28 protein-coding genes and 2 pseudogenes are annotated in these 24,624 nt (G+C 53.7%); 5 read left to right on the top strand and 25 right to left on the bottom strand.

The genetic code is table 11. The features are described from left to right. Positions 1-39: 39 nt before the first annotated feature. The 14 genes from CVU69_02505 to CVU69_02440 form a co-directional block, all read right to left on the bottom strand. Positions 40-1,035: a phosphate--acyl-ACP acyltransferase gene (locus CVU69_02505; protein ID PKN13561.1), complete on the bottom strand. Its 996-nt coding sequence runs from the start codon at positions 1,033-1,035 to the stop codon at positions 40-42. Positions 1,036-1,045: 10 nt separating this feature from the next. Then, on the bottom strand, positions 1,046-1,228 hold the full coding sequence (locus CVU69_02500; protein PKN13560.1) for a 50S ribosomal protein L32: 183 nt from the start codon (positions 1,226-1,228) through the stop codon (positions 1,046-1,048). Positions 1,229-1,326: 98 nt separating this feature from the next. Further along, positions 1,327-1,878 (bottom strand): hypothetical protein, encoded by a 552-nt coding sequence (locus CVU69_02495; protein PKN13559.1) that lies wholly within the window; start codon positions 1,876-1,878, stop codon positions 1,327-1,329. Between the two features lie 250 nt (positions 1,879-2,128). Beyond that, positions 2,129-2,983, bottom strand: coding sequence for a peptidase M48 (locus CVU69_02490; GenBank protein PKN13595.1), 855 nt, complete (start codon positions 2,981-2,983; stop codon positions 2,129-2,131). A gap of 16 nt (positions 2,984-2,999) precedes the next feature. Then, positions 3,000-3,536 (bottom strand): SH3 domain-containing protein, encoded by a 537-nt coding sequence (locus tag CVU69_02485; GenBank protein ID PKN13558.1) that lies wholly within the window; start codon positions 3,534-3,536, stop codon positions 3,000-3,002. Between the two features lie 60 nt (positions 3,537-3,596). Continuing rightward, a complete protein-coding gene (locus CVU69_02480) occupies positions 3,597-5,405 on the bottom strand; it encodes a lytic transglycosylase (GenBank protein ID PKN13557.1) in 1,809 nt (602 codons plus the stop codon). Positions 5,406-5,460: 55 nt separating this feature from the next. After that, positions 5,461-7,116 (bottom strand): GTPase HflX, encoded by a 1,656-nt coding sequence (hflX, locus tag CVU69_02475; protein PKN13556.1) that lies wholly within the window; start codon positions 7,114-7,116, stop codon positions 5,461-5,463. A 77-nt stretch (positions 7,117-7,193) separates the two neighbouring features. Then, positions 7,194-7,967 (bottom strand): enoyl-[acyl-carrier-protein] reductase FabI, encoded by a 774-nt coding sequence (locus tag CVU69_02470; protein PKN13555.1) that lies wholly within the window; start codon positions 7,965-7,967, stop codon positions 7,194-7,196. A 71-nt stretch (positions 7,968-8,038) separates the two neighbouring features. Then, positions 8,039-8,881, bottom strand: coding sequence for a protein-disulfide isomerase (locus CVU69_02465; protein ID PKN13554.1), 843 nt, complete (start codon positions 8,879-8,881; stop codon positions 8,039-8,041). A gap of 63 nt (positions 8,882-8,944) precedes the next feature. Then, positions 8,945-9,856 carry a mechanosensitive ion channel family protein gene (locus tag CVU69_02460; GenBank protein ID PKN13553.1) on the bottom strand — a complete coding sequence of 304 codons (912 nt, stop codon included), beginning with the start codon at positions 9,854-9,856 and terminating at the stop codon, positions 8,945-8,947. A 30-nt stretch (positions 9,857-9,886) separates the two neighbouring features. Next, positions 9,887-12,070, bottom strand: a complete 2,184-nt coding sequence (locus CVU69_02455; GenBank protein ID PKN13594.1) for an RNA-binding transcriptional accessory protein — start codon at positions 12,068-12,070, stop codon at positions 9,887-9,889. A 93-nt stretch (positions 12,071-12,163) separates the two neighbouring features. Further along, a complete protein-coding gene (locus tag CVU69_02450; GenBank protein ID PKN13552.1) occupies positions 12,164-13,816 on the bottom strand; it encodes a hypothetical protein in 1,653 nt (550 codons plus the stop codon). A gap of 363 nt (positions 13,817-14,179) precedes the next feature. Continuing rightward, positions 14,180-14,455: a plasmid stabilization protein gene (locus CVU69_02445; GenBank protein ID PKN13551.1), complete on the bottom strand. Its 276-nt coding sequence runs from the start codon at positions 14,453-14,455 to the stop codon at positions 14,180-14,182. Beyond that, positions 14,452-14,712: a prevent-host-death protein gene (locus CVU69_02440; GenBank protein PKN13550.1), complete on the bottom strand. Its 261-nt coding sequence runs from the start codon at positions 14,710-14,712 to the stop codon at positions 14,452-14,454. Before CVU69_02440 ends, CVU69_02445 begins: the two co-directional genes overlap by 4 nt. A 409-nt stretch (positions 14,713-15,121) precedes the next feature. On the opposite strand from CVU69_02440, the gene CVU69_02435 reads away from it, so the two are divergent. Both CVU69_02435 and CVU69_02430 read left to right on the top strand, forming a co-directional pair. Continuing rightward, on the top strand, positions 15,122-15,343 hold the full coding sequence (locus CVU69_02435) for an addiction module protein (GenBank protein ID PKN13549.1): 222 nt from the start codon (positions 15,122-15,124) through the stop codon (positions 15,341-15,343). After that, a complete protein-coding gene (locus CVU69_02430; protein ID PKN13548.1) occupies positions 15,340-15,636 on the top strand; it encodes an addiction module toxin RelE in 297 nt (98 codons plus the stop codon). The genes CVU69_02435 and CVU69_02430 overlap by 4 nt, the downstream gene beginning before the upstream one ends. A 12-nt stretch (positions 15,637-15,648) precedes the next feature. Here the strand turns inward: CVU69_02430 and higA are convergent. The 3 genes and pseudogenes from higA to CVU69_02415 all read right to left on the bottom strand — a co-directional run bounded on the left by higA (position 15,649) and on the right by CVU69_02415 (position 16,476). Then, positions 15,649-15,795, bottom strand: a pseudogene (gene higA, locus CVU69_02425) (addiction module antidote protein, HigA family). Between the two features lie 4 nt (positions 15,796-15,799). Next, positions 15,800-16,195 carry a PIN domain nuclease gene (locus CVU69_02420; protein ID PKN13547.1) on the bottom strand — a complete coding sequence of 132 codons (396 nt, stop codon included), beginning with the start codon at positions 16,193-16,195 and terminating at the stop codon, positions 15,800-15,802. Next, positions 16,192-16,476, bottom strand: a complete 285-nt coding sequence (locus tag CVU69_02415) for a prevent-host-death family protein (protein ID PKN13546.1) — start codon at positions 16,474-16,476, stop codon at positions 16,192-16,194. Before CVU69_02415 ends, CVU69_02420 begins: the two co-directional genes overlap by 4 nt. A 177-nt stretch (positions 16,477-16,653) precedes the next feature. Between CVU69_02415 and CVU69_02410 the strand changes: the two genes are divergently transcribed. Then, a complete protein-coding gene (locus CVU69_02410) occupies positions 16,654-16,884 on the top strand; it encodes an AbrB family transcriptional regulator (protein ID PKN13545.1) in 231 nt (76 codons plus the stop codon). After that, positions 16,874-17,227, top strand: a complete 354-nt coding sequence (locus tag CVU69_02405; GenBank protein PKN13544.1) for a transcriptional regulator — start codon at positions 16,874-16,876, stop codon at positions 17,225-17,227. The genes CVU69_02410 and CVU69_02405 overlap by 11 nt, the downstream gene beginning before the upstream one ends. A gap of 266 nt (positions 17,228-17,493) precedes the next feature. Here CVU69_02405 and CVU69_02400 read toward each other — a convergent pair whose 3' ends face one another. The 8 genes and pseudogenes from CVU69_02400 to CVU69_02365 form a co-directional block, all read right to left on the bottom strand. Beyond that, complete coding sequence (locus CVU69_02400) at positions 17,494-17,787, bottom strand: DUF2442 domain-containing protein (GenBank protein PKN13543.1); 294 nt, start codon at positions 17,785-17,787, stop codon at positions 17,494-17,496. Positions 17,788-17,797: 10 nt separating this feature from the next. After that, positions 17,798-18,046: pseudogene (locus tag CVU69_02395) on the bottom strand (hypothetical protein). A gap of 255 nt (positions 18,047-18,301) precedes the next feature. After that, positions 18,302-19,063, bottom strand: a complete 762-nt coding sequence (locus CVU69_02390; protein ID PKN13542.1) for a glycosyl transferase — start codon at positions 19,061-19,063, stop codon at positions 18,302-18,304. Between the two features lie 2 nt (positions 19,064-19,065). Then, positions 19,066-19,617: a colanic acid biosynthesis acetyltransferase WcaF gene (locus CVU69_02385; GenBank protein PKN13541.1), complete on the bottom strand. Its 552-nt coding sequence runs from the start codon at positions 19,615-19,617 to the stop codon at positions 19,066-19,068. A 4-nt stretch (positions 19,618-19,621) separates the two neighbouring features. Continuing rightward, positions 19,622-20,824 carry a hypothetical protein gene (locus tag CVU69_02380; protein PKN13540.1) on the bottom strand — a complete coding sequence of 401 codons (1,203 nt, stop codon included), beginning with the start codon at positions 20,822-20,824 and terminating at the stop codon, positions 19,622-19,624. A 6-nt stretch (positions 20,825-20,830) separates the two neighbouring features. Beyond that, positions 20,831-21,976, bottom strand: coding sequence for an aminotransferase DegT (locus CVU69_02375; GenBank protein ID PKN13539.1), 1,146 nt, complete (start codon positions 21,974-21,976; stop codon positions 20,831-20,833). Then, the gene (locus CVU69_02370; protein PKN13538.1) at positions 21,973-23,121 is read right to left on the bottom strand and encodes a hypothetical protein; all 1,149 of its coding nucleotides are present in this window, start codon (positions 23,119-23,121) and stop codon (positions 21,973-21,975) included. Before CVU69_02370 ends, CVU69_02375 begins: the two co-directional genes overlap by 4 nt. Next, a complete protein-coding gene (locus tag CVU69_02365) occupies positions 23,118-24,374 on the bottom strand; it encodes a hypothetical protein (protein ID PKN13537.1) in 1,257 nt (418 codons plus the stop codon). The genes CVU69_02370 and CVU69_02365 overlap by 4 nt, the downstream gene beginning before the upstream one ends. On the opposite strand from CVU69_02365, the gene CVU69_02360 reads away from it, so the two are divergent. Then, a complete protein-coding gene (locus CVU69_02360) occupies positions 24,373-24,588 on the top strand; it encodes a hypothetical protein (GenBank protein PKN13536.1) in 216 nt (71 codons plus the stop codon). The genes CVU69_02365 and CVU69_02360 overlap by 2 nt on opposite strands. Positions 24,589-24,624 lie beyond the last annotated feature (36 nt).

The raw sequence follows: 24,624 nt of genomic DNA, 5'->3' as shown, positions 1-24,624 counted from the left end.
CCGTCCTGCGCGGCAAACTCCCGCCTGATAACTTCTGACTCACCCATTCAACTGGGCGACAAGCTTGTCATTGACTTTGAGTTGCGCTGACTCGTGCGCCATGCGGACCGCATTCATCACCGCCTTGGCACTGGAGCCGCCGTGACAGATCATGCCGGTGCCATCGATGCCAAGCAGGGGGGCACCGCCGTATTCAGCGTAATCGACCCGCTTTTTAAAAGCAGCAAAAGCGGGTCGGGCCAGTAAATAACCTAACTTGGCCAGGGGGTGAGCGGCAAATTCCCGTCGCAAAATGGTCATCAAGGTATCAGCCAGACCTTCAGCTGCTTTGAGCACAATATTACCGACAAAACCGTCACAGACGACAACGTCGACCTGGCCCCTGAAGATATCCCGTCCTTCAACATAGCCGATATAGTTATAGGGCGCATCTTTCAATAGCGCATGGGTTTCGCGGGTCAGCTCATTCCCCTTGCACTCTTCTTCACCGTTGGACAACAGTCCAACCCGCGGACGCTCCTTATGGAGGACATTGCGCGCGTAGACCTCGCCCATCATCGCAAACTGAACCAGATGCTGCGCCTTGCAATCGACATTGCCACCGGCATCAAGAAAGAGAGTCTGATCGTTGAGGTTCGGAAAGATCGTCGCGATCGCCGGACGATCGATCCCGGGAACCCGCTTGAGCACAAACATCCCCGCCGCCATGGTCGCGCCTGAATTCCCGGCACTGACAACCGCGTGCGCTGCTCCGCTCTTGACGAGCTCAAACGCAACGCGAATGGAAGAATCCCGCTTTTTACGAATAGCATCGGAAGCAGAATCCATCATCCCGACAACTTCACTGGCATGATGGATGGTGATATCGAGTCCCTTGCTGTTGTGTTTGGCAAGCTCCGCCTTAACCCGGTCGGCATCTCCAACCAGTATCAGGGGGATATTCCAGCGACGCGCCGCCGCTACCGCACCTTCGACCTCAATGGCCGGAGCATTATCCCCCCCCATGACGTCCACGGCAACAACAAAACGAGACATGTCAAGCGACCTATTCAGCCGCTGCTTTGATCTCTTTTTTACCCTTATAAACGCCGCAACTCGGACAAACACGATGCGACTGCTTCGGCTCTTTACATTCCGGGCAAAGGGAAAGTCCCGGGGGGGTCAAAGCGTCATGGGCACGGCGCATGTCGCGTTTTGATTTGGAAGTCTTCTTCTTAGGAACTGCCATGGGTTCATCTCCTGTTCATGGGGAGTCATAAATTTGCACTCCCGGTCTTTATTTTTGTCCTGACCCGGAAAGCAAGGATCAGGTCATCGTGATTACCGTTAATTAATTTTCACATTCTTGAGCGCGGAAAATTTGTTTGCAAAATCAGGAGGAGCACAATTGCACTTCCTGTCATTTAAATCAATGCCGCAGTAAGGACAAAGTCCCTGACACTCCTCCGAGCAAAGCGGACGAACCGGTAGAGCCAAAAAGAACTGTTCTGCAATGGTTTCAGTTAAATCGATAGAGTCACCGATAAAAGGGATCAGACCGAGTTCTTCTGCACTTAACTCTATCCCCTCTTCATCATCGACCCCGTCCTCATGAACTGTCAGGGGTTCGTTGGTAAAGGTCAGAACAAAAGTTTCATCAAGATCAAAGTAAAAAGACTTCAGGCAGCGACCGCAGGACGATGCGATTCTGGTCGCGATCTGCCCTCTGACCTCAATCAACCCGCCGATACGGTTGAGCGTGAGGTCAATCTTGATCGGTTCATGCAATTTAAAATCCCCTGATTCCTCCCAGGCTGAGGCATCCGGGAAATCGTGGGGAGCAAGCTGATACTGACGGGATAGGCCCTGATCTTTAATTTGATCGAGCTGAATGATCATCCTGGATCGATCCTGCCAAAGGCGCCTAGTATATGCAGAGGACGCCCGGTGTCAAGGGAAAAGGGGACTCGAAGCAAAGAGCCAAAAAAACGAGGACATTCTTTAGCCTATTCCAAAACAATTTGCAAGCAGTTAATAGAAATGAACAAAACTGTATAAATAACAGATTTTTACACATCTATTAATCATTACCCTGTCGGTTCGATCAACCCTCAGCCTGATCCCGGGATTTATCGGTAACGACTAAATTTCACTTCATTTTTCCCTGAAAACGCGCCGGCAGTTCCGCAAGGCTGACCGCGTCAGGATAACGGTGTCCCTCCTTTTTAAGTCGGGTGATCCGCTCCTGCAGCGGTGGATGGGTTGAGAACCACGACCCCTTTTTGACACTGGTCGCTTCAATCTTCTGCAAACGTTCGAGAACCCGAATCATCGCTATAGGATTATAGCCGGCGCGATAGCTGGTCTCCATCGCCGCCAGGTCAGCCTCAAACTCCATACTCTTATCAAGCCCCTGATCAAAGAGCGCACCCTGCAAATCGCCGATCAACGCCTGATATTCCATCCCCTTGCCGCCACTGGTCGCCGCGGCAATCGTCCCGACCCCTTGGAAAAATTGCGCACGCCGGGTACTTTTCAGTGCGTGTTTGCCAGCAACATGGCCGATTTCATGGGCTAGAACCGCGGCGAGTTCCGCCTCGTCGGCCAATGTCCCGAGGAGCGCTTTACTGATAAAGATCACCCCGCCCGGTGCCGCAAAGGCATTCTGGACAGGGCTGTCCAGAACGGTAAAGCGATAAGGGATGGTCGAACGTAAACTGCTTTGCGCCACGACCGCACCGACAAGATTGACATAGCGCTGCAAACTCTCATTGTCGACCGGGCGCCCGAAACGCTGCATACTCTCCAGGGCCAGGGCTTCACCGATCGTTCGTTCCGTTGCGTAGTCGATCTCTTTACTACTGCTAAGCACTTGTGTGGTACCGGAAAGGATCTGGCGTTCTTTGGACTCAGGGTCAGCGAGCTTCTGCAACTGGTCCATCCAGGCGGCGTTGGCGGTGACAGCGATCCCCAGACAACAGAGTAGCAGAAAATATCTTTTCATCTTCATCATCCTCTCCTCACTGCGCATACTCGCCAAGTTTGCCGGCGCGCATAAAAGCGGTGACTTCATCCTGACTCACCTGACGCGCCAGAATCCGGTCAAGAGCCTGACGATACTCCTGCGGAGTCCCCCGCTCCCGGGCGTAGTTTTCCGTCTCCGCCGACAAACCGCGAATGCTGCGGGCACTGTCCGCCTGCGCAACTTCAATCTGGCTCTGCCGGGCTGAAGCGGAAAGGAGATCATCGCTGATTGCAACCTCAGCGACCGGCGGGGTCAAAGCCAGCCGGCCGGCAAAGACCCAACCGGTTTTTTGCGCCGCCGTCTGCACCTTTAACCAGCGACCGGCATTCTCCAGCACCAGCACCTGAGCTCCGACCGCGAGGGGAGCAATATCGGCAGACGTTGCCACCGCGTCAGACTTCAAGGTGGTGCCGGCACTGACAACCCAGCGGCTCGCAGCGGTCGAGGGGGGCGCTGGCGAGAGATCCCCGGCCGTGGCCGCACAACCGGACAACAGCATACAGATACCAGCAATCACGATGACATTGCGCATAACCTTACTCTCCTTTGCAGCAATGAGCCCTGCACCTGCGTCACATCACGACTTGATCTTTTAACCGCCTTTGCGGTTCTGAACGCGTACGGTCAAATTTTGCCCAGGCTGCAGAATATGTTCGCTGCCGAGATTGTTCCAGGACAGAACCTGCGCCGGGTTGACCGCGTATTGCCGGGCAATCCCGTAAACAGTATCCCCCTTCTTCACCTTATGCACGATCTTCTTGCCCGCGGACGATGCCGGCTTTTTTGCGATTTGCGAACCAGCCTTTTTTGTCGTAGTTTTCGCCTTGGCCGTTGATGATTGAGCCGCTTTCTTGCCCGGTCCGACCCGCAGGACCTGCCCGATCTGCAGACGACTTCGGTCGGTCAGGCGGTTCCAGCTCTTCAACTGCGCCAGGGTCGCACCGCTGTTCCGGGCGATTTTACTTAAGGTATCCCCCTTCTTCACCTTGTAGCTCCGGGACTTGGCAATCTTGCTCACCACCGGATCGTCGAGCAGGTCTTCCCGCGGAATCACTTCCACCCCCGCCCGCAACGGAATGGCGAGATTGCGACCGACCTTGACGGCTTTGGCCGTGGATAATGAATTGGCCCGCAAGATGTCATTCACGCTCAAGCGGTACTGCTTGGCCAAACCTTTCAAGGTCTCGCCTTTGGCGAGTTTATGAACTTTATAGTCGCGGCGCTGTGTCGCCGGGAGTTCCGCATACGCTGCCAGAAAATCATCTTTCGTCCCGAGGGGCAGATTGATTTGATAGTTTTGCTGCTTGGGGGGGGTACACCAGCGCTTCAACTCAGGATTCAGGGCCTTGATCTCACCGTAGCTGCTGTCGGCAAGACGGGCGACCACGGCAAGATCAACCGGACCTTCAACCGTGACCGTGTCGCAGGCGATCGGCTCAAGAAACTGCGTATCGGTAAAACCGTATTTTCCCGGCTGCTTGGCGATCAGGAGTACCGCCAAAAGCTTAGGGACGTAATTCCTGGTCTCAAGCGGAAGGTGCAGGTTATGGGAAATCATCCAGAAATCGCTACTGCCGCTGCGCTCAATCGCCCGTGCTACCGCACCGGGACCGGCATTATAGGCGGCTACTGCCAGATACCAGTTGCCGTTAAAGACTCCGTACAACTCTTTGAGAAAACGGGCAGCCGCATAAGTCGATTTTTCAAAATCCCGCCGTTCATCCCACCAGTAATCCGCTTCCAGACCGAAAATTTTGCCGGTGCTCGGGATAAACTGCCAGGGGCCGGAAGCATGTGCCCAACTGTACGCCTTGGGGTTAAGCCCGGACTCGACAATCGAGAGATAGACCAGGTCACGCGGCAGTCCTTCCGCGGCAAAGACCTCCTGCATATAAGGGAGATAGCGGGGTGAACGCTCCAGCCAGCGACTAAAGACGTTGCGGCCGGGACCGGTGAAGTAATCGATGTAGTACTGAACCTTCTGGTTTTCAACAACCGGGAAATCGAATTGTAGCTCGGTCACGGCGATGGTTGCCCCTTCGTCCTCCGGCGGACTTGTTTCGTCCTCGGTGAGAATCAGGGCTTCCTCAATCGCTTCCGGATCGACCAAAGTCAGTAGATCCTCATTCTCTTCAGCGTCGTCAGCCCCCTCTCCCGCTGCAACATCATCAGCGGACAAAAGGGAAGAAACGTCTGCGGGTTGCAACCTGCCCGGCACCGTCTCCAAAGCCGGAACAGCAGCTTCATTCTGTTGACGAATTGATTGCGGCAGCTGCAACGAGGGGCTGACAGTCCGCTCTCCCCAACTTTCCGGAGCAGAGGAAGGGACAGCCAGCAGATCCCCGCCCCAGAGTGACAGGACGAACAGGACCAGGAAGGGAAGACAACGGTTCAACTGCATGTAAAATCTCCAGGCAAATTGATTGAAAACAGAGTAAAGAAAGTCGCTCTTCGGGTCAAGTCTCCAGGGTTGTCAGCCCTGCTTGCGGATCCGGCCAGCAGCGCCGCTCCAACTCCGCCAGCAACGGTCCGAAGCTCTTACGATCACGGGCCGCAACCGGCAGCGCGGCATAACGCCGGCAAAGCGGCTCGATTTCCCCGGGGGGGACACGATCAATCTTGTTAAAGACGAGGAGCCGGGGGATCTTGCCGAGATCCAACTCGTCAAGAATTGCCTCGACAGCGGCAATATGATCGGCAAAACGGGGATGAGAAAGATCGACCACCTGGAGGAGGAGGTCGGCATCCTCCAACTCTTCCAGGGTCGACTTGAAGGCCCCGACCAGACTCTTCGGCAGCCGGCGGATAAAGCCGACCGTGTCGGTAATAATCACCTCCCGCTCCAGGGGGAAGCGCAACCGCCGGCTCGAGGTATCAAGAGTGGCAAAGAGGAGATCTTCGGTAAAGATCTCACTCTGGGTCAGGGCATTGAGCAGGGTCGACTTGCCGGCATTGGTGTAGCCGACGATGGAGATGATCGGCACACCAGCGCGAATGCGTTTTTGCCGGCGTTGAAAACGCCCCTTGGAGAGCTCCTCCAGCTGCTTTTCAAGACGACTGATACGGTCGCGGATCCGGCGGCGATCGACCTCAAGCTTGGTCTCCCCGGGGCCGCGGCCCCCAATCCCCCCCATCAGCCGCGACAAAGCGATCCCCTTGCCGCTGAGGCGGGGCAGGATGTACTTGAGCTGCGCCAGCTCCACCTGCACCTTGCCGTCGCGGGTATGGGCACGCCTGGCAAAGATATCGAGAATCAGCTGGGTGCGGTCAATAACCTTGAGTTCGGTGACCTCCGAGATCGAGCGCACCTGCGACGGGGAGAGATCCTGATCAAAGACCAGGAGGGTCGCTCCCTGCTCCAGGGCACTGATCACTACTTCCCGCAGCTTCCCTTCCCCCAAAAGATATCTCGGATTGATCTGGCGAGTGCGCTGCAGAACCCGATCGAGAATCACCAGATCGGCAGTACGCGCCAGCTCGGCGAGTTCATCGAGAGAATCCTCCGCTTCCTCGCGCGCCTCGTTACTGACGGAAATGAGGATGGCGCGCTCACGGGGGTCGCCGAGATCGACAGTCTCGGCAAGACGCTTCTCCATCTCCCCTTCGAGGGCGCGGATGAACTCCTGCGGATCGATCGCCAGCTCATAGATCGACGGGGCGGAGGCGACTTCAGTCTTCTCCTTCTCCCCCTGCGTCGGGAGGAGAAAGGCATAATCGATGCGGCCAGGCAGACCGGCGGCTGTCACCTGCAGCGCCAGCATCATATCAAGACGCAACAGCGAGAGGTCGGCGAGGTCATCGCGGCTGAGGGGTTCATCATGCAGATGGGTATGGAGACAGCGCACCCCGCGCAAACGACTGCGGCCGAGACTTAACGCCGAGAGGTCGGGGATGACGATCTGCCGGTCGTCACCGACAATCACGTGGCGGATCGCTCCGAAACGATCGATAATCAGACCGATCTGGCGTTTCAGCTCAAAAGAACGCTCGGCAAGCTCGCGGGCCAACTCCGGGGTGAGGAGTTGACTGGCCGGCAGACGCCGCTGGTAAAGACGTTCGAGATTGAGAATCTGCGCGGCCCGCAGACCGGCCAGGTTGCCATGCACAACCATCTAGCGCCCTCCCCCAGACGCAAAAAGAGCCCGGAGGGGCCCTTTTTGTGAAACAGAACAACAGTGGGAAAAACTGATCATCCGGAAACGACGACAAAGTTGAAGCCGGCGTCGACATAATGGACTTCACCGGTGACGCCGCTCGACAGATCGGAAAGGAGGTACAAAGAAGATTTGCCGACTTCATCCTGGGTCACGGTCCGGCGCAGCGGCGCGTAATCGTCCATCAACTTGATTTTCGCCTTGAAGTTGGCAATTCCCGAGGCGGCCAGAGTCTTGATCGGGCCGGCGGAGATGGCGTTGACGCGGATCCCCTTCTCGCCGAGTTCCGCGGCCAGATAAAGGACCGAAGATTCCAGCGCGGCTTTTGCCACACCCATGACGTTGTAATTGGGGACATAGCGGACCGCTCCAAGATAACTCATGGTGAGGATGCTGCCGCCTTCGTTCATCACCGGGATGGCATAACGGGTCACGGCGACCAGCGAATAAGCGCTGATATCAAGGGCAAGGAGGAAGCCTTCGCGACTCGTCTGCGAAAAAGGCTGTTTCAGGTCTTCGCGATTGGCATAAGCCACAGCATGCACGACGAAATCGATCTTCCCCCAGCGCTTGCCGATCTCGGTGAAGACTGCTTCAATATCTTCATCTTTGGCGACATCGCAAGGGAGGATCAGCTCCGAGCCGAGACTCTCGGCCAGGGGACGCACCCGCTTTTCCAGGGCTTCATTGAGGTAGGTAAATGCAATTTCAGCCCCATGCGCCCGCAATTGCTGCGCAATTCCCCAGGCAATACTCATATCGTTGGCAACACCAAAGACCACGCCGCGTTTCCCGCTCATCAAACCCATCTAATACTCTCCTTCTACACTAAAATCGGTGGTCACTTTTAACAGAAGACTGCGAAAAAATCAACCGGCACTTACTTCCCCGCCGCGGGGAGAGTCACGTTCGACCCGAGAATCTTGAGAAGATCAGGGGCTTTTTTATAGCCGGGCAGAATCGTACCGTCCGGCAGGATCAGCGTCGGGGTCGAGGTAATCCCCAATTGCTGGGCCGATGCCAGGGTTTCATCGACCTTGGTGGTCGGACAGGCAGAAGGAGCGACCGGCGCCCCGTGAAAGACCGCTTCCAGGACGGAAAGGGGATTGGTCGAACAAAGGATGGTCTTGGAGAGACCGTAAGCATTCGGGTGCATCTTCAAGGGCATCAGCTTAATCAGGAACGCGATATTCGGATCGGCCTTGACGACTTCCTGCATCTCGCTGTGCACTTTTTTACAGTAGGGACATTCGGGATCGGTAAAGACGATCACCTTGGATTTGGCATCGGCTCTGCCGAGGAGAATGGCATCATCGACAGGAATCGACTTGATGTCGACTTTTTTGGCAACAGCACTGGACGGAGCGGCAGCAGGATTCCCCTTGTTCAGCTGAGCCATGCGTTGCTGGGTCAGGTCTTCGCCGGTGGCAATCTTGATGATGCTGCCGGCCAGGACATATTTTTTCGAAAAATCGACAAAGATGGGGAACTTCTGCCCGGCCTTTTCGGCATCGACGGTCCAGAAACCGGGAAGCTCCGAGAATTCGACCGCCAGGACCTTGTCAATCCCCTTGAGCAGGGTGGTGGCTTCTTTCAGTGAAAGACTGTGGCAATCGCTGCATTTGCCGGCGCCACAGCCCATCCCCCCTTCTTGCGAAAAGGCAAAGACCGGAACAGTCAGCAAGGAAAAGGCCATGCACAGAATCACTATTTGACGGACCATTTTGTTGACTCCTTGGCAAAGTTTGAAAAATTGACGCCGTAACCAGCGGCTACATTACCCTGTTTATGCACTTTTGGCAACTCCGTCGCCGGGCTCCGGCCCCTTCGCCAGCAAACGCAGATCTCCGGGCAGACTCGTTTCGCCGAAGTAAAGGGTGCGGTGCGGAAAGGGTATTTCGATCCCCTGCGCGTCGAACGCCATCTTGAGACGGCGCAGGAATTCGCGGCCCGTGACCCATTTCTGCATCGGCCTGGTCTTGATCCGTCCCTTGATCACTACCGCCGAATCGCCAAAGCTGTCGACACCGAAGATCTCCACCGGTTCGAGAATAAAAGCATCGAAAGCAGGGTCCTGTTGCAGGTCAGCGCCCACCTCGCGGATCACTTCGATGACGCGATCGGTATTTTCCTTGTAAGCGACGCCGATTTCGAAGACGTAGGCCGACCATTCATTGGTCATGTTGCTCAAGGTATTGATGGTGCCGTTGGGAAAGATATGGACCGTACCGGATAGATCCCGCAGCACCAGGGTGCGGAAATTCATCTCCTGCACCAAACCACCGGTGCCGTTCACCACCGCAACGTCGCCGACCCGTACCTGATTCTCCATGATGAAAAAGAAGCCGGAAATGATGTCGCGGACCAGGGCCTGGGCTCCGAAACCGACGGCCAGGCCGAGCACTCCGGCGCCGGCCAGAATCGGGGCGATCTGTACCCCGAGTTCGCCCAACACCATCAACAGCACCACGGCGAGCAACGCCAATCTCGCCCCTTGCCGCACCAGACGCATTAAAGTGTCGATGCGCTTGCCGGCCTCGCTCAGCGGCTCCCCTTCCTGTTCGCTCTTTTTGAGCATCGTATCCTTGGCCCTGAGAATGATTTTGTCGAGAAGGAAAAAACCGACCCAGGCAACCGCCAGCACCAGACAGATGCTCCAGGCTGATTTGATCATGCCGTTCCAGTCCAACACTTCCATACCTCTACTCCTTTAATTTTAGAGACTTCGCTACCTTGCCGGCGCCGGAGACGCCTCCTTGATCGACAGACCGATACGCTTGCGCGGCGTATCGACGCTGAGAACCTTGACCTTGACGATCTGCCCGACCTTCACCGCCTCGTTCGGATCACGGATAAAGCGGTGCCCGAGGTGACTGACATGCACCAATCCGTCCTGATGTACACCGACGTCGACAAACGCGCCAAAGGCGGTGACGTTGGTGACCACCCCTTCCAGGATCATCCCTGCGCGCAAATCACTGAGCTCCTTGACGTCGTCGCGAAAACTCGCCATCTGGAAGCTGGCGCGCGGATCGCGGCCCGGCTTTTTGAGCTCGGCAACAATGTCGCGCAAGGTCGGCAGGCCGACTTCGGCGGTGACATAGCGCAGCAGATCGATCTGCCCCGCCAGCGCCGGTTCCCTGGCCAGCAGGGCGACACTGCTGCCGAGATCAGCGGCCATGACCTTAACCAGAGGATACCGTTCGGGATGGACCGCAGTATTATCCAGGGGATCACTGCCGCCGCGAATACGGAGAAAGCCGGCGGCCTGTTCAAAGGCCTTGGCGCCGAAGCGGGGGACCTTGAGCAGCGCCTTGCGGGTGGCAAAGGGGCCGTGCTCATCGCGATAACGGACAATCGCCTGGGCGAGGGAATCACCGATGCCGGCAACGTAAGCCAGGAGCGCCCAGCTGGCGGTATTGAGATCTACGCCGACCCAGTTGACGCAGCTTTCGACCACGGCGTCGAGGGCCTTCTTCAGGGCAACTTGATTGACATCATGCTGATACTGGCCGACACCGATGCTCTTGGCATCGAGCTTGACCAGCTCCGCCAACGGATCCTGCAGGCGGCGGGCAATGGAGATAGCGCCGCGCACGGTGAGATCGAGCTCGGGGAACTCTTCACGGGCAATATCCGAAGCCGAATAGATACTCGCCCCGGACTCACTGACCGCGACAACCGGCAGGCGCAGCCCCGCCTCAACGCAGGTCACCTTGACGAACTCTTCCATCTCGCGGCCGGCGGTGCCGTTGCCGATGGCGACCATCTCCACCTGATGCGCGGCAATCAGACGCAGCAGCTCTTTCTTTGCCGCCGCCACCCGTGCTTCGCCGGTGTGGGGGTAGATAGTGACATGTTCGCAGAATTTACCGGTGGCATCGATGACTGCCAGCTTCGAACCGGTACGCAGACCGGGATCGACACCGAGAACGCGCAGATTCCCCACCGGCGGCGCCAGCAGGAGGTTGCGCAGATTGCCGGCAAAGATCGCAATCGCACCTTCGTCAGCACGTTTTTTCGCTTCCAGGCGCAGCTCAACCTCGATCGAAGCCGAGATCAGACGCTTGTAGGCATCGCCCGCCACGGCGCAAAGAAAGGGCGCAAAGACACTTGCCCCCTTGAGCAGGCGCCCCTGCAGATAAAGGAGTATCTCTGCCTCCGGCGCTTCCAGAGCCAGACGCAGCACTTCCTCGACCTCGCCGCGGCGCATGGCGAGCATGCGGTGCGAAGGGATACTCTTCAGCGCCTCGCGGTAATCGTAGTACATCTCGAACTTGCTGACCGTACCGAGCTTCTCGGTTGCCACCCGGCTGGTGATGATCCCGGCGTCCCAGGTCAGCTGCCGCACCCGGGCCCGGACGTCGGCATCTTCGGCCAGGCGCTCGGCGAGAATATGACCGGCACCGGCCAGGGCAGTGGCCGCATCGGGCACCTCCTTGTCCGCATCGACAAAGGGGGCGGCAAGCTCAGCCAGAGTCAGGGTCGTCGCTTCCTGCGCCGCAAGAAGGTCGGCCAAGGGCTCAAGGCCGCGTTCGCGGGCAATGATCGCCTTGGTGCGGCGCTTCGGCTTGTAAGGGAGGTAAAGGTCTTCGAGTTCGGTCTTTTGCCGGGTAAGGGCGATGCGGTCCGCCAGTTCATCACTGAGCTTCCCCTGCTCGCGGATCGACGCAAGGATCGTTGCCTTGCGGTCGAGGAGTTCGCTGTAATAGCAAAGGCGCTCCTCGATGCTGCGGATCTGCACCTCATCGAGCTCACCGGTCTGTTCCTTGCGGTAGCGGGCAATAAAGGGGACGGTGCCGCCTTCATCAAAGAGCCGGGCGGTCTGTTGCAGCTGTTGCGGACGCAGACCCGTTTCATCGACGAGCCAGGGGAGAATGTGCGGAAGGAGCGCTGTAAAGGTCTTGGTCATGAAGACTGCCGTTTCGAGTGAATTGGCGGCGGATAGTAGCACAGCCTGATCCGGAAGAAAAGCCATCCGGCCAGGGAAGGCACCCCTTCAGCTTTAGAGAAAACCCTTCACCGCCACCACCAGCAAGGTCAGCAGCGTGACCAACACGATCCGCCGGTGCCGCTGCCCCTTGCGCAACTGCACCATGCGATAGGCAGCAAAGAGGATCACCGTCTTCGCCATCACCATCAAAAGATCATAGCGTTGCAAGAAATCCTGAGGGAGGAGCGGCACCGAGACCACGAGGAAAAAAAGGAGATACTCCAGCGGCGATTGCATCAGATGGCGCGAGCGGCGATCGATATAAAGTCGGAGAGCACAACACAGCAGCAGCAGCAAAAAGAGGACGTGGGAAAGAGCCAAAAGCGGGAGTCCGGCGAAGTGCGCAGCCTTGCCGTAGTTCTCGAGCAGAAAGAGGAGATAAGCACCGTCGACATAAAGAAGGAAATGGAGGAAAGGGTTGCCCCAGTCGCGCGTCATCGCCAGAACGGTGAGGGACAACAGCAGCAGCAGCAGTGCAACGATCGGGGCATTGATCGAAAGGTCGGCCGGGAGAAAGACCGCCAGGGCGACCGCGATCAGTACCAGATATTTCACCATCGACAGGATATTTCCGGAATAAAGGAGCAGGAGCCGGTAGGCGGGACTCTGCCGCAACGACTCATCGCTGCGCAGCAGCGGAAGATTATCGAGTAGCTGCGGGTTGATGTAGTGATGCAGAAACGCCAAAACGAGGATAATCGGCACAAGGAACCCCAGCTGCTGATAATCCGGCAAGCGACTGAGCCCGATAGCGACAATCGCCATGCAATAACTGAGGGAATAGAGAATGATCACCGTCGCTTTGTGGCCGAAACCGACCCCGAGCAGACGATGATGGATATGGGTATTATCCGGGGAAGAGAGGGCCAGACCACGGCGCCAGCGGCTGACCATGACAATAAAGGTATCGACGATCGGCACCACCAGCAGCAGCAGCGGAGTGATTGCGGAAATATGGCTTTCAGCGCCGCCGCACAGGATGACGGCAAAGAGCGCAAGGCTGTAGCCGATAAAGAGGCTGCCGCTGTCGCCCATAAAGATGCGGGCCGGATAAGTGTTGAATTTGAGGAAGCCGAGGAGGGCGCCGAGGAGGGCGACAAGCAAATAAAGGAGTTGCTGGTGACCGGCCATATAAGCCAGAAGGGCCAGGGCAACAGCGGCAATGGTGGAAATACCGCCGGCGAGGCCATCAAGACCATCGAGCAGATTGATGGCATTGGTGACCCCGACAATCCCCAGCACCGTAAAGGGAATGGCCAGCCAGCCGAGATGAAGATCGCCGGTGCCGACCAGATTTCCGAGGTTGTTAAGAGCGACATCACCGATGAGCACGGCGGTCAGCGCGGCCAGGATCTCCCCGAGCAATTTCCAGCGCGGCCGCAGACCGATGAGATCGTCATAAAGCCCGGTGGCAAAGATAATGACCCCGCCGGCGAGAAAGCCCCGAACCGGACGGGTAATGTCGCAGAAAAGGAGAATCGAGAACAACACCGCAAGGAAGATGGCGATACCGGCAAGACGGGGAATTTTACCGCTATGGATCTTGCGCGCGTCCGGGATATCGACTTTATCGAGAGTGATCGCCAAACGGGTGATGGGCGGGATCAGGATCAGGACAACGAAGAGAGCGGTCAGCAGGATATAAAAGAGGGTGATTGAAGGCATTCAGGAACCCCATCCAGGTATAATTAAAGCGCCGCAGCGCGGCCCGACTGAAGCGGGCGCTGTCAACGTGTTCAGATAAGAGCGGTACGAAGGATTAATAGCACAGGAAGAGAACGCCGCAAAGTATTTTGCGAGGGGATCGCAACAGGAGGGCAACAAAGCCCTCATTCATCGCACGCGGATCAAATCTGATCACTTCTGATTGAACCAATCAATTAGCTTTGTGTTTAAAATCATGCCTTTTCAGATTTTAACTGCGTCCAATAAGTCTTTAAGATATTGGTAACTGCAAGCGAGACAGATTTTCATAGATTCTCGCCGCGGCGAAGGGTTATGGCCTTGGGATGTTATCCGATTCCAACATCAATAAACGTCATCATGACTGCCGACGTTCACCAAAACGATCATCTCGTCATCGAGAAAAAACTCCAGGGTCATTCGATAGCTGATGTTGATCGATACTGAATGCAGATCCCGCAAAGCCCCACCAAGACGATGCAAGCGAAGAGACGGGTGTGACGGGTTGAGTTCCAGCAGTTTCAGGGTTTTTTCATACTGAGGGAGAATTTCGGGATGTCGCTTGATAAACTTTGTAGCGCGCTTCAGATAAGCATCGGTATAGATGATCCGAAAGCTCATCTCGCCGCCGTCCGGATCCGCGCGATATGCTCATCCACGCTCTCCTCGACAAACGCGCCGGCTGCAAACTCCTGCCGCGTTTCGTAGAGGGCTGATTCAAGTTCGCAGACCCTCAACCGGTTATACTCGTCCAGATTCATGACCACATAACGCTCTTGGCCACGCACCGAAATAATCGCCTCCGCACCCTTCGCTAAAGCCGACTCAATCGAAGCAACACCCTTGGTCTTCAATTCGTTGGCTGAAATCGTATTCATACCTCACCTCCCATAAAGCGCTTAACAACACCATGAATAGTACGATTGGCAGTGCGGTATGTCAACGCAAAACTCAAAATCACCCATCGCCGCACGCGGATCAAATCTGATAAGTTCTGATAATATTACTTCACAAACAAATTAGCCGCGGTGAAAATCTGTCAAGGTCTGTTGGTTTAACCAAAAACAAGCTTTTAGCTTTCGCCCTGACAGATTTTCATAGATTCTCACCGCGGCAAAATAGTTCTGACCTTAGCAGTAACAACAATCATCGCACGCGGATCAAAATCTGATCACTTCGCTTCCGCCAAACGAACCGAGAAACAAATTTTCAACTTAAGATTTTTCCGGATGTCATGATATATATTCATCCAAAGCGTTACGCATGACTTCGAAGGAGATAACCACGATGCCGCAAATAACCGCTGAAGACTTGTTTTCCTTAAGTATCCCGGAGCGGATTCAATTGGTAGAAGATATTTGGGATAGTATCGCCATCCAACCAGAGAAGGTTGAACTAACATCGGACATAAAATACGAATTAGATCAACGTCTTGAAGAGTACGCACAACAACCCCAGGAACAATCATCCTGGGATGAAGTCCGCTCCCGTTTATGGCGTAGGGTATGAACCTCAAAATTGTTGTCCGGAAGCAAGCTGAAGCGGATATAGCGGCAGCGGCTATCTGGTATGACCAGCAAAATCCTGGACTAGGAACGGAGTATCTTCGGGCCGTTGACGTTTGTATTGCCTCTATTGCCCGCAATCCCGCCATGTATGCCACTGTTTATCGCACTGTAAAAAGGGCATTACTGCGCAGGTTCCCATACGGGATTTTTTATATCATCACCAACGAGAACATCGTCATCATTGCCTGTCTCCATGGGAAACAAAATCCCAACCGCATCAAATCCCGCAGTTAGATCACGCCTTGTTCACTTTCCATCAAGGTCGCCGGTTCCGGCCGGCCGCCGGGCAACCCGCAAATCATAATCCGTTTGCAGATTCAGCCAATGTTCCGGAGACACCCCAAAATAAAGCCCCAGCCGCAAGGCGGTATCAGCAGTGATAGAGCGCTTGCCAAATTCACCAAGCAGTCAGGACATGTTTGTACTCAAGGATTTTTCGATCGCAGGTAATAAGCGGTATGGCCAACCGCCGGGCGAGAGAGATAATCATTCGATCCGCTGGGTCTTTATGAAAATCACCGGGAAGTTGAGTGCTGGCAATAGCATCGACGGGCGAAAGTGGCTCAATCACTGTTGCTGGATAACTTCTTGCCAACTCATACCACTGCAATATCTCCATGGGAATAGCTAGTCTGCCCGATTGGACCTTGACTGCCACCTCCCAGATAGAGATAGAAGAGAGGATAAGCGCTCCTAATTCTTGCTCTTGCTCAATTAACTTAACAGCAGTCGGTGATAATTTGGCAGGATCATGCAACCACCAGAGCCAGACATGCGTATCAAGCACAATCATGACTCTAACGCCTCCCACAATTCCGGAGCCGGTTCATCAAAATCGTCAGCAATGGAAATGGCAATACTCCGCAGGGGAAAGCGTTTGCTTTCATCCAGAGAGGCATCGGACGGGATTGGCGTCAGTTGGGCAACAGGCTTTCCTTTACGACTGATAATGATGGTTTCGTGCTTGGTAAAAACATCATCAAGAAGGGACGGCAGTTGGCTACGCGCTGATGATACGGATAAAGATCTCATATTGACCTCCAGTAAACGTGATGTACAACGTATCACGTACATCTTATCAGGTCAATCGATCTTCCATTCAGTCAGTTCCAAGATCAGTAGCCGCCAGAGAACAGGGACTGTCTTCTTGTGGACTCATTAAAGGGTGCCTGTCCCCTTTGACCTTCCTCCCCCTCAACCTTGCGACACGCACCAGGTAATGCTAGTATTACCAAAAAGGAGGTCATAACCATGGCAACGGCGACAAGCAAAATCACATCAAAATATCAAGCAACCATTCCGGAACCGGTCCGCAAAGTACTGCACCTGAAAGCCGGTGATGCCATTGCCTTTGAGATTGAGGGTCATCAGATACTCCTCAGAAAAGCAAGACCTGTGGATCTGGTCTTTGCCGAGGCACTGAAAGGGACGTTGAACGAATGGGAATCAGCTGCCGATGAAGAGGCCTACCGTGAACTTTGATGCCTTCGATGTGGTTGTTGTCCCCTTCCCCTTTACGGACAAAAACACAACCAAGCGCCGACCGGCATTGATTCTCTCCGATGCTCAGGTCTTTAATTGCCAAGTTGGCCAGGCCGTCATGGCGATGATTACCAGTGCCAAAAATTCAGGTTGGCCCCTGGATATTGAAATCCAAAATCTTGATTCTGCCGGCCTGCCCTCCCCTTCCGTGATACGGATGAAACTCTTTACCTTGGACGAAAAGTTGATTATCAGAAAAGCTGGAAAACTCGCCAGCCCGGATCAGGATAAAATAATAGCAGCCCTTCGCCAACTGCTCCCCTTCGTATCAGACCGGAAATAAAATAAAAAACGTGTCTCCCAAACAATCTATGCGGCGACTGCCGGCTGGCTCCTTTTGGCTTTATTAAAAGGTGCTTGTTCCCTTTAGCGCTTTGAAGAAGAACGCCGGTTCCGGGCTCCCTTCTTCCGGAGCCCAGCTCGCCATGTCACTTTTGTGGCTGGGATCAAAGGGACCAGGTTTGGCTTCGTAAAAGACCGAGCCGGCTTCGAGGCTGACCACCGTATGCCAGGGACAGAGGACTCGGAGAGAATCTTGAGAACGAGCCTCTACTTGTAATCTTCTCGTGCCTCATGGACCATTGCTGACTGCTGCCAATCTGGCCGTTTGCCGGTGACCCGTTCATACAGAGTTTCCGGGGCAACATCAAAACCGCATGGCCACGCCAGCGTCGGCCATTCATCCAGGTAAAACTTTTTGAATTCATTTTGATCAATGAGCGGTGCGGCCACTTTATACTTGAGCAATAAATCCTTAAGATCAGCAACGCCGCTTTCGCCGGTGTTGAATCTTAACCAAACTTTGTATTCTTCCTGATATGCCGCCTCAAGTACCTCGATCATGGCAGGCCTCCTAGACAAGTGGTTTAATTTTATGAAATTCTTGTGATTCCCACATGCTCAGCAATTCATCCTGATGTAACTCTGCCCATTCTTCAATAAGCCCGCGGACACGGGCAGGGAGATGACCGTCCAGAATGTTGAGGGTTTATATCGCTACGACTGCTTTATGTTCATTATACTTGACGTGAAAGAGTGGCGGGTTGTGTTCATCAAAATACATACTGATAACAATACCAAGAAAGCGACATATTTCAGGCATGACAACTTCTCCTGGGAAAATGGGACCATTCGCTTTTAAACACCGCACGAAAAGCTTTGTCTCGCACGTTCGCTTGGCTCACTCGCCTCGGGGCGCCTACTTCTGGCGAGATCGACTTCTGATAATATCTTCTCAGGCCGATGAGCCGCGGTGAAAATCTGTCAAGGTCTGTTGGTTTAACCAAAAAAGCTATGGCTTCCGTCCTAACAGATTTTTACAGATTTTCACCGCGGCAAATTGATTTTGACCTCCGATTCATCGCTGCAAAAACTGCCGCAACTTGCGTAGCGGTTTCATCAGCAGCGTCCACGGGTAAGGCTTCAGCCCATTCACCTCCCAGGCACGGCGATCCATCAGGTTCGCCGTGATCCGGTTTTTCAGACTCGCATTGCTAACCCCCCCTACCCTCATCTTGACCAGAACTTGCGTGATATAGACCGCCTTGATCTGGTGCTTGAAAAGAAGACGGAGCATCAGCTCATAATCAGCCGCAGAACCGAGGTCGAGGCGGAAAGTACCGTACTGTTCATAGATCTCTTTCCGCACAAAGAAAGTCGGGTGCGGCGGCATCCAGCCCCACAGAAACCTTGACCTGCAAAAGGGATCGGACTGCCAGTGCCGGACAACTTTAAAGCATTCCGTTGGTTTTTCTCCCACACCCCCCTGAACATATTGCAGATCGCCGTAACAGGCGGCAACGGTCGGGTCTGCAAAGACCGCTGCCACTTGGGCGAGAACATCGGGGGAGGCATAAAAATCATCGGCATTGAGGATGCCGATAATGTCGCCGCTGGCCAGACGGATTCCCTTGTTCATGGCGTCGTAAATACCGCGGTCAGGTTCGGAGAGGATACGGGCGTGCGGACTGATTTGCCGGACGAGTTCAAGGGTGTTATCGGTGGAAGCGCCGTCGATGATGAGATGCTCGACCGGCGTGGTCTGAAAGTTGATGCTTTTGAGGCAGTCGGTGATGGTGGCACCAGCATTGTAGCTGGCGGTGATGATGGAAATCTGCACAACTAAGACCTTATCTTCCGTTCTTTGACTTTCATCGCAGGGTTGCCGACATAAATACCATATGCGTCCGTATCCTTGGCGATGACCGAACCGGCCGCGACGATGGAATGACTCTTGATTGTTACTCCCGGAAGGACTGTTGCTCGCGCCCCGACCCAAGCACCGTCTTCAATTACTATCGGTTTGACGATCAGGCCGAAGGCGGGGTCAGTCCAATCGTGGTTGCCGGTGCAGAAGTAGACACCTTGGGAGATACAAACGTTACTGCCGATGGTGATAGGGGCAAGAGAGTCGAGCCAGACATTCTCACCTATCCAGGAATAGTCGCCGATCTCCAGCTTCCAGGGATATTTGACGTTAATGCTCGGTTTAAGCACAACCCCCTGCCCTATTTTTGCACCGAACATGCGGAGGATTATTATCTTCAGTTTTGATGACGGGTTGAGAGGGGATTGCAGGAAGACTGCATTGACATAATGCCAGAGTGTGCGAACAAAAAATCCACAGCCAGGATTGTACCAAGAGTTATTGAATCTGGAAAGGTCAACACTCATCCCCCTACCTCTTTCTTTTTAATAGGACATCCTCGTAAACATCTGTCATTTCCCGTGCCGCCTTATCCCATGTGAAATTATTCGCGACAAATTTTAGCCCCTTCGTTCCCATTTCCCTGCCCACTTTCGGGTTTTTTAATAACATAATCAGCGCATCTGCAATGCGAGGCGGATCACACGGGGTTACAATTCCCGCACCTGCCTGTTCCACTTCCCGGCAAATATTGACTCTATCAGTAATAACCACCGGTTTGCCGCATGCCATGGCTTCAACAATCGCCATGCCGAAGCTCTCCAAATAGGATGAAGCCACGAACATGTCGGCCCGCGAAAGAGCAGCCAGCTTTTCCCTCCCCAACAACATGCCGGTAAAAGTCACGTTTTGTTCGCAGCCGCCGTCCCTAATCCATTGCCTAACCTTGACTCCATAGCCGTCATCATCCGGACCGGCTATGACGAGGTGCGCATCGGGAAGATCTCGCACCACCATAGGCCAAGCCTGCGTCAACAGATCTAGTCCCTTGATATAGTTGAGCCGCCCGAGAAACAGAACAATCTTTTTACCGTAAAGTTCTGGGAATTGCTGATCAAATTCCGCAATATCCGGCAGATCAGCGTATTCGCTCAAGTTGATGCCGTTATAAACCACGACATGGCGTTTGTTCCAACCAGATTGCCACGAATTCGCCTCTTCCCCGTAAGACGTGAAGTGTAATGCTGCTGCCCCTGCGAGATGTTTTTTCTCAATGAGCGATAAATAAAGTTTTTTCTTCAACTCCCCCTTCATGGCCACAGCATTACTGTCCAGCATCCCCCTCGAAGAGAGGATATAGGGAACGTTTTGCCGCAAGCACTGCCGGGCAGCGGTCAGGGTCGGGTAGACGTAAAGCCAGTTGATATGCACCAAATCGAACTGGTGGATCTGTTCGGCCAACGCGCGATTCAAGCCTGGCGAGCGGAAATAGGAGCGTGGTTTTTCAACGGAGAAATAGTGGACCTTCACCCCGTCCAAAAGGACTACGCTACCAATCGGGACATCGAGATCATCCGGCCCATCTGCATTTGTGGTAAAAACCGTCACTTCCGCTCCGAGCTCAACCAACTTTCGGCTGAGCTCATGAACCGATTTTACCGGCCCGCCATAGCGATGGGCGGGGAGGTAGCAAGGAATGACCTGAAGGATTTTCACTTTAAAACTCCTGCACACCCACAGTTAAGAAATCACCTTGGCTAGCTCTATTTTCAATGCCTCTCCCACCCGGAAGATGTCCTGTAGGGTCATATGTGGCGAACTAGGAAGATTAAACCCCCGCGCCGACAATGACAGGGTATTAACTAACTCGCTAGTACCATCAGCCCCCACACACCGGCACCCCTGGTAAGGAGGCATTAGATGAATCGGATAAAAATAGGGACGGGTATCAATATCATGGGTGCGCAGCGAACTGCATATCTGGTCGCGCGTTCCGAGGGGAAGAGCATTAGGCAAGAGAGCGCAGACTAACCATGGGGCCGGCTCAGCCCAACTCAGCTTAGGATTGATTGCCAAACCAAAGGTCTCATTTAAACCCAGTTGCCGGTATGCAAGGAGAATATCAGCCCGTTTTCGACTAACTTCCGCAAATCGGCTTAGCTGGGCGACCCCAAGGGCGGCCTGAATGTTGGTCATCCGATAATTGAAACCGACTTCCGGGTGCCAGTATCTCTTCTTTGGATCCATGGCATGATCGCGCAGAAAACGCACTCGCGCATCGTCTTCCTCTGCAGAGGAAAGAATCATCCCTCCTTCTCCGGTGGTCATTATCTTGTTACCATAAAAAGAAAAGGTCGCCATGTGCCCTAGGCTGCCGACTCTCCGCCCCTTGTAGCTAGCTCCATGAGCTTCCGCAGCGTCTTCCAATAGCAAAAGGTTATGTGCTTCAGCTATCTCGAGCAAAGGATCCATGTCGGCAGGATGGCCATAAAGGTGCACGGCAATAATCGCCTTTGTCCGGTTAGTAAGAGCCGCCTCCACCGCCTTGGGATCTATAACGCCGACATCAGCAATGCAATCAACAAAGACTGGAGTAGCACCTGCATGCATCACCGCAGCAGCCGTAGCAACAAAAGTAAGGGAGGGGATAATGACTTCATCACCCGGACCGACTCCTCTGGCAACCAAAGCTAGATGGAGTGCAGCCGTCCCATTGCACACCGTTGAAGCAAAGGGCATTTGACAGAAATTGGCAAAATTTTTTTCAAATCGTCCGATAAATTCCCCCAGAGAACTGACCCACCCCGACCGCACTGCCTGCAAAATCATCTCTTCTTCTATTTGACTCAAATCAGGTTCAGCAATTGGCAGAAAGCTACTCTTCATACGCAATCCTCTTTCTTAAAAATTTCTGTATATAGTTCACAATTTTTTTCGCGAAAATCCTCATAAGAAAAAAACTGCCGGGCTCTCTTCGTTGCCCCCACTCCTAGTTTATGCAGGAGTTCTCTGTCTGCAACCAATCGACCAATAATGCCAGCATGGGCATCCAGATCGAAGGGGTCAAGAACAAAACCATTCTCACCCGTGGCAACCGCTTCCTGAGACCCATCATGATTTCCGACCAGAATCGGCACCCCACAAGCCATCGCCTCAAGGGGGGTCAATGGGATTCCCTCGCCACGCTGCAGCCCTCGATCGCTTACCAGAGAGAAGAGATGTGCCGCCCGGTAGACGTCGGCCAAATCTCCATCATGCACCATCCCTGTAAAGATTACACGATCGTTCACCCCCAAGCTCGCCGCCTGCCTGCGCAACTCTTCGCACATGTCCCCCTTCCCCGCAATAATGAGGCGGCATTGGGGGTATAGTGGTGCCACAATCGCGAATGCCTTGAGAAGGCGTTCATATCCCTTGTGCGCGGCGGAAAAACTCAGTCGGCCCAGAGTCATCAGATTGAAATGTAGCTCAGGATCGGGGATGCCATAACGAGCTAGCACCACAGGGGATGGACCCCCTGGAGAGAACTGATCCAAGTCAACACAATCCCAAATCACGGAGGTGCTCTTTGCCGGACGAAGCCCCTCATTTTCTAGATAACAGGCTGTATAATAACAGTCTGAAAGCACATGTTGCATTTTTCGCAATCCTAATGCCGCATCGGGACTGAGACCGCTCCAGACTTCCAGTCCATAGGTATTCAATAGTGTCTTAGCATTGGAAAGATGCGCTAGGCCCCAAGCAAGACCGCTCAGGTTCACATGAGCCACATGCACCACATCCGGCCGCCACAACAAGATCTCCTTGGCAAGTCGCAGTGCAAATCGCACTTTTGCGGCCATTCCAATACCCCCAGCAGACCAATGGACCTTAAAATCTTCTTCAAAAGAATCGCAGTTTTGGCCAAGAAGAGAAAAGACTCGTACCGCTCCCTCTCCCCACAAATCTCTCAATGCACTGATTTGATAACGGGAATAACGGCTGATGCCTCCCTTGTCAAAACAACCCGGCGTGACAAATAGTATCTTCATTTCCCTACCACTCTTATCTCATCTCTTCCAATGGTAACAGTCTCATCAGGTTCTTCCCTCCTTACCTTGAGAAACCGAGCGAGCAGCCACCAAGTTATCAATGCCTGAAAAATTCCGCCAAAGATCATGGTGATGTTCGACTCCACCTTTTCCAAATGCCAGAGGATGTTGATAAAGGCCAAAGCATTCAGATCTCCAACGCCGTAAGCGACTTTACCCAGACACCAACGATACAGCCCTCCTTGAAAAAAACTCAGAGCGACCATGCCGACGAAGCCGAAGTTGATAAACATCTCCACCAGCATTGGAAAGTTCATGGCAGCCTTGGAAAAAAGTCCTTTGCAACCATATTCTTCCGCCAAAAGAGTCGCATGATAGTTCGGAGGTTTCCAAGGGAAAATCGCACGGGGAACGGGAGTCAGCGGCAACCACCAAAAAGTCTCCCCGTATTTTAACGGTTTAGCCTGATCTTTCACAAGATATACACATTGCCCCAGATAGCTGATGTTTTCAAAACGACTGGAGGCCTGTGTTTCAACCGAAGCACCCAAATTATCCCAATCCGAGAAGCTGTAGGATTGCATCAGGTACCCGCCACCTTTTCCAATCAACTCGGTAATCCCCAACTTTTCGGCGCCGGCAAGGCCGTACCAACGGTTATGAGCTTCCATTCGAAACAGCATTCGAGAATTAAAAACTGGAAAGACTAAAACAAAAGTTAATGCGATTACCATCCAAGGGATTTTCTTCCGCTCAAGGATGTAAATGATAATCATTCCCGCGATGATGTAAATAATTTTGCTGAAAAGAGTCTCTGAAACACGCAGGAGAATTTCCAAAAAAAAATAGGTCGATACCGGCACCAAAATGACAAGCTCACGCCCTCCTCGCAGGTAATAAAGAAGACCGGCACAAATTGCTAAAACAGGTGCAAAATCAATAATTTGAAAAAGTTGCCCAAAGGGCCCCAGCACCCAAGACAGATAATAATCGATCCCACGAGACAGGACACCAAACGCGATCATAATCAGAGCTACGCGGCCTAGTGCAGGACGAGAGAGCTGAAAATTGAGAGATGAAATAGGTCTACCCGTTGAGCGACGAAAAATAGAATAAAATCCCAGAACCAAAGCACAGATACTCAGTGCTGAGTACATGGCCATATCGGGGAGATGATCATAGGGGATCACCCTATAGCTGTGCGTCGGCAGATTTTCATAAAGATACGGTCCGAGAAAATAGAGCCAGGTCATGATAGTAGGAATAAAGAGACAGAGGTGGCTCATCTGCCGGGTGGTGAGAAAACGAGAAAGGGGTAACAATGCCACAACCAAGGAAAGCAAAGCCCAAAAAGCCAAATCCCAGTTCTCGGGAGAAATGGTTAAAGCCAACCCAAATACTACTATAAGGGGAAGAGAAAAAATTCTGAACGGATTTTTTTTATATATCATTGAGCACATGACCTGACATGAAAATAGCTGGGAAAACCTGTTTTCCGCCCGA

It is taken from the genome of Deltaproteobacteria bacterium HGW-Deltaproteobacteria-4 (assembly GCA_002841765.1).
GTDB lineage: Bacteria > Desulfobacterota > Desulfuromonadia > Desulfuromonadales > UBA2197 > UBA2197.
This window is presented reverse-complemented; position numbering and strand designations above follow the sequence as displayed.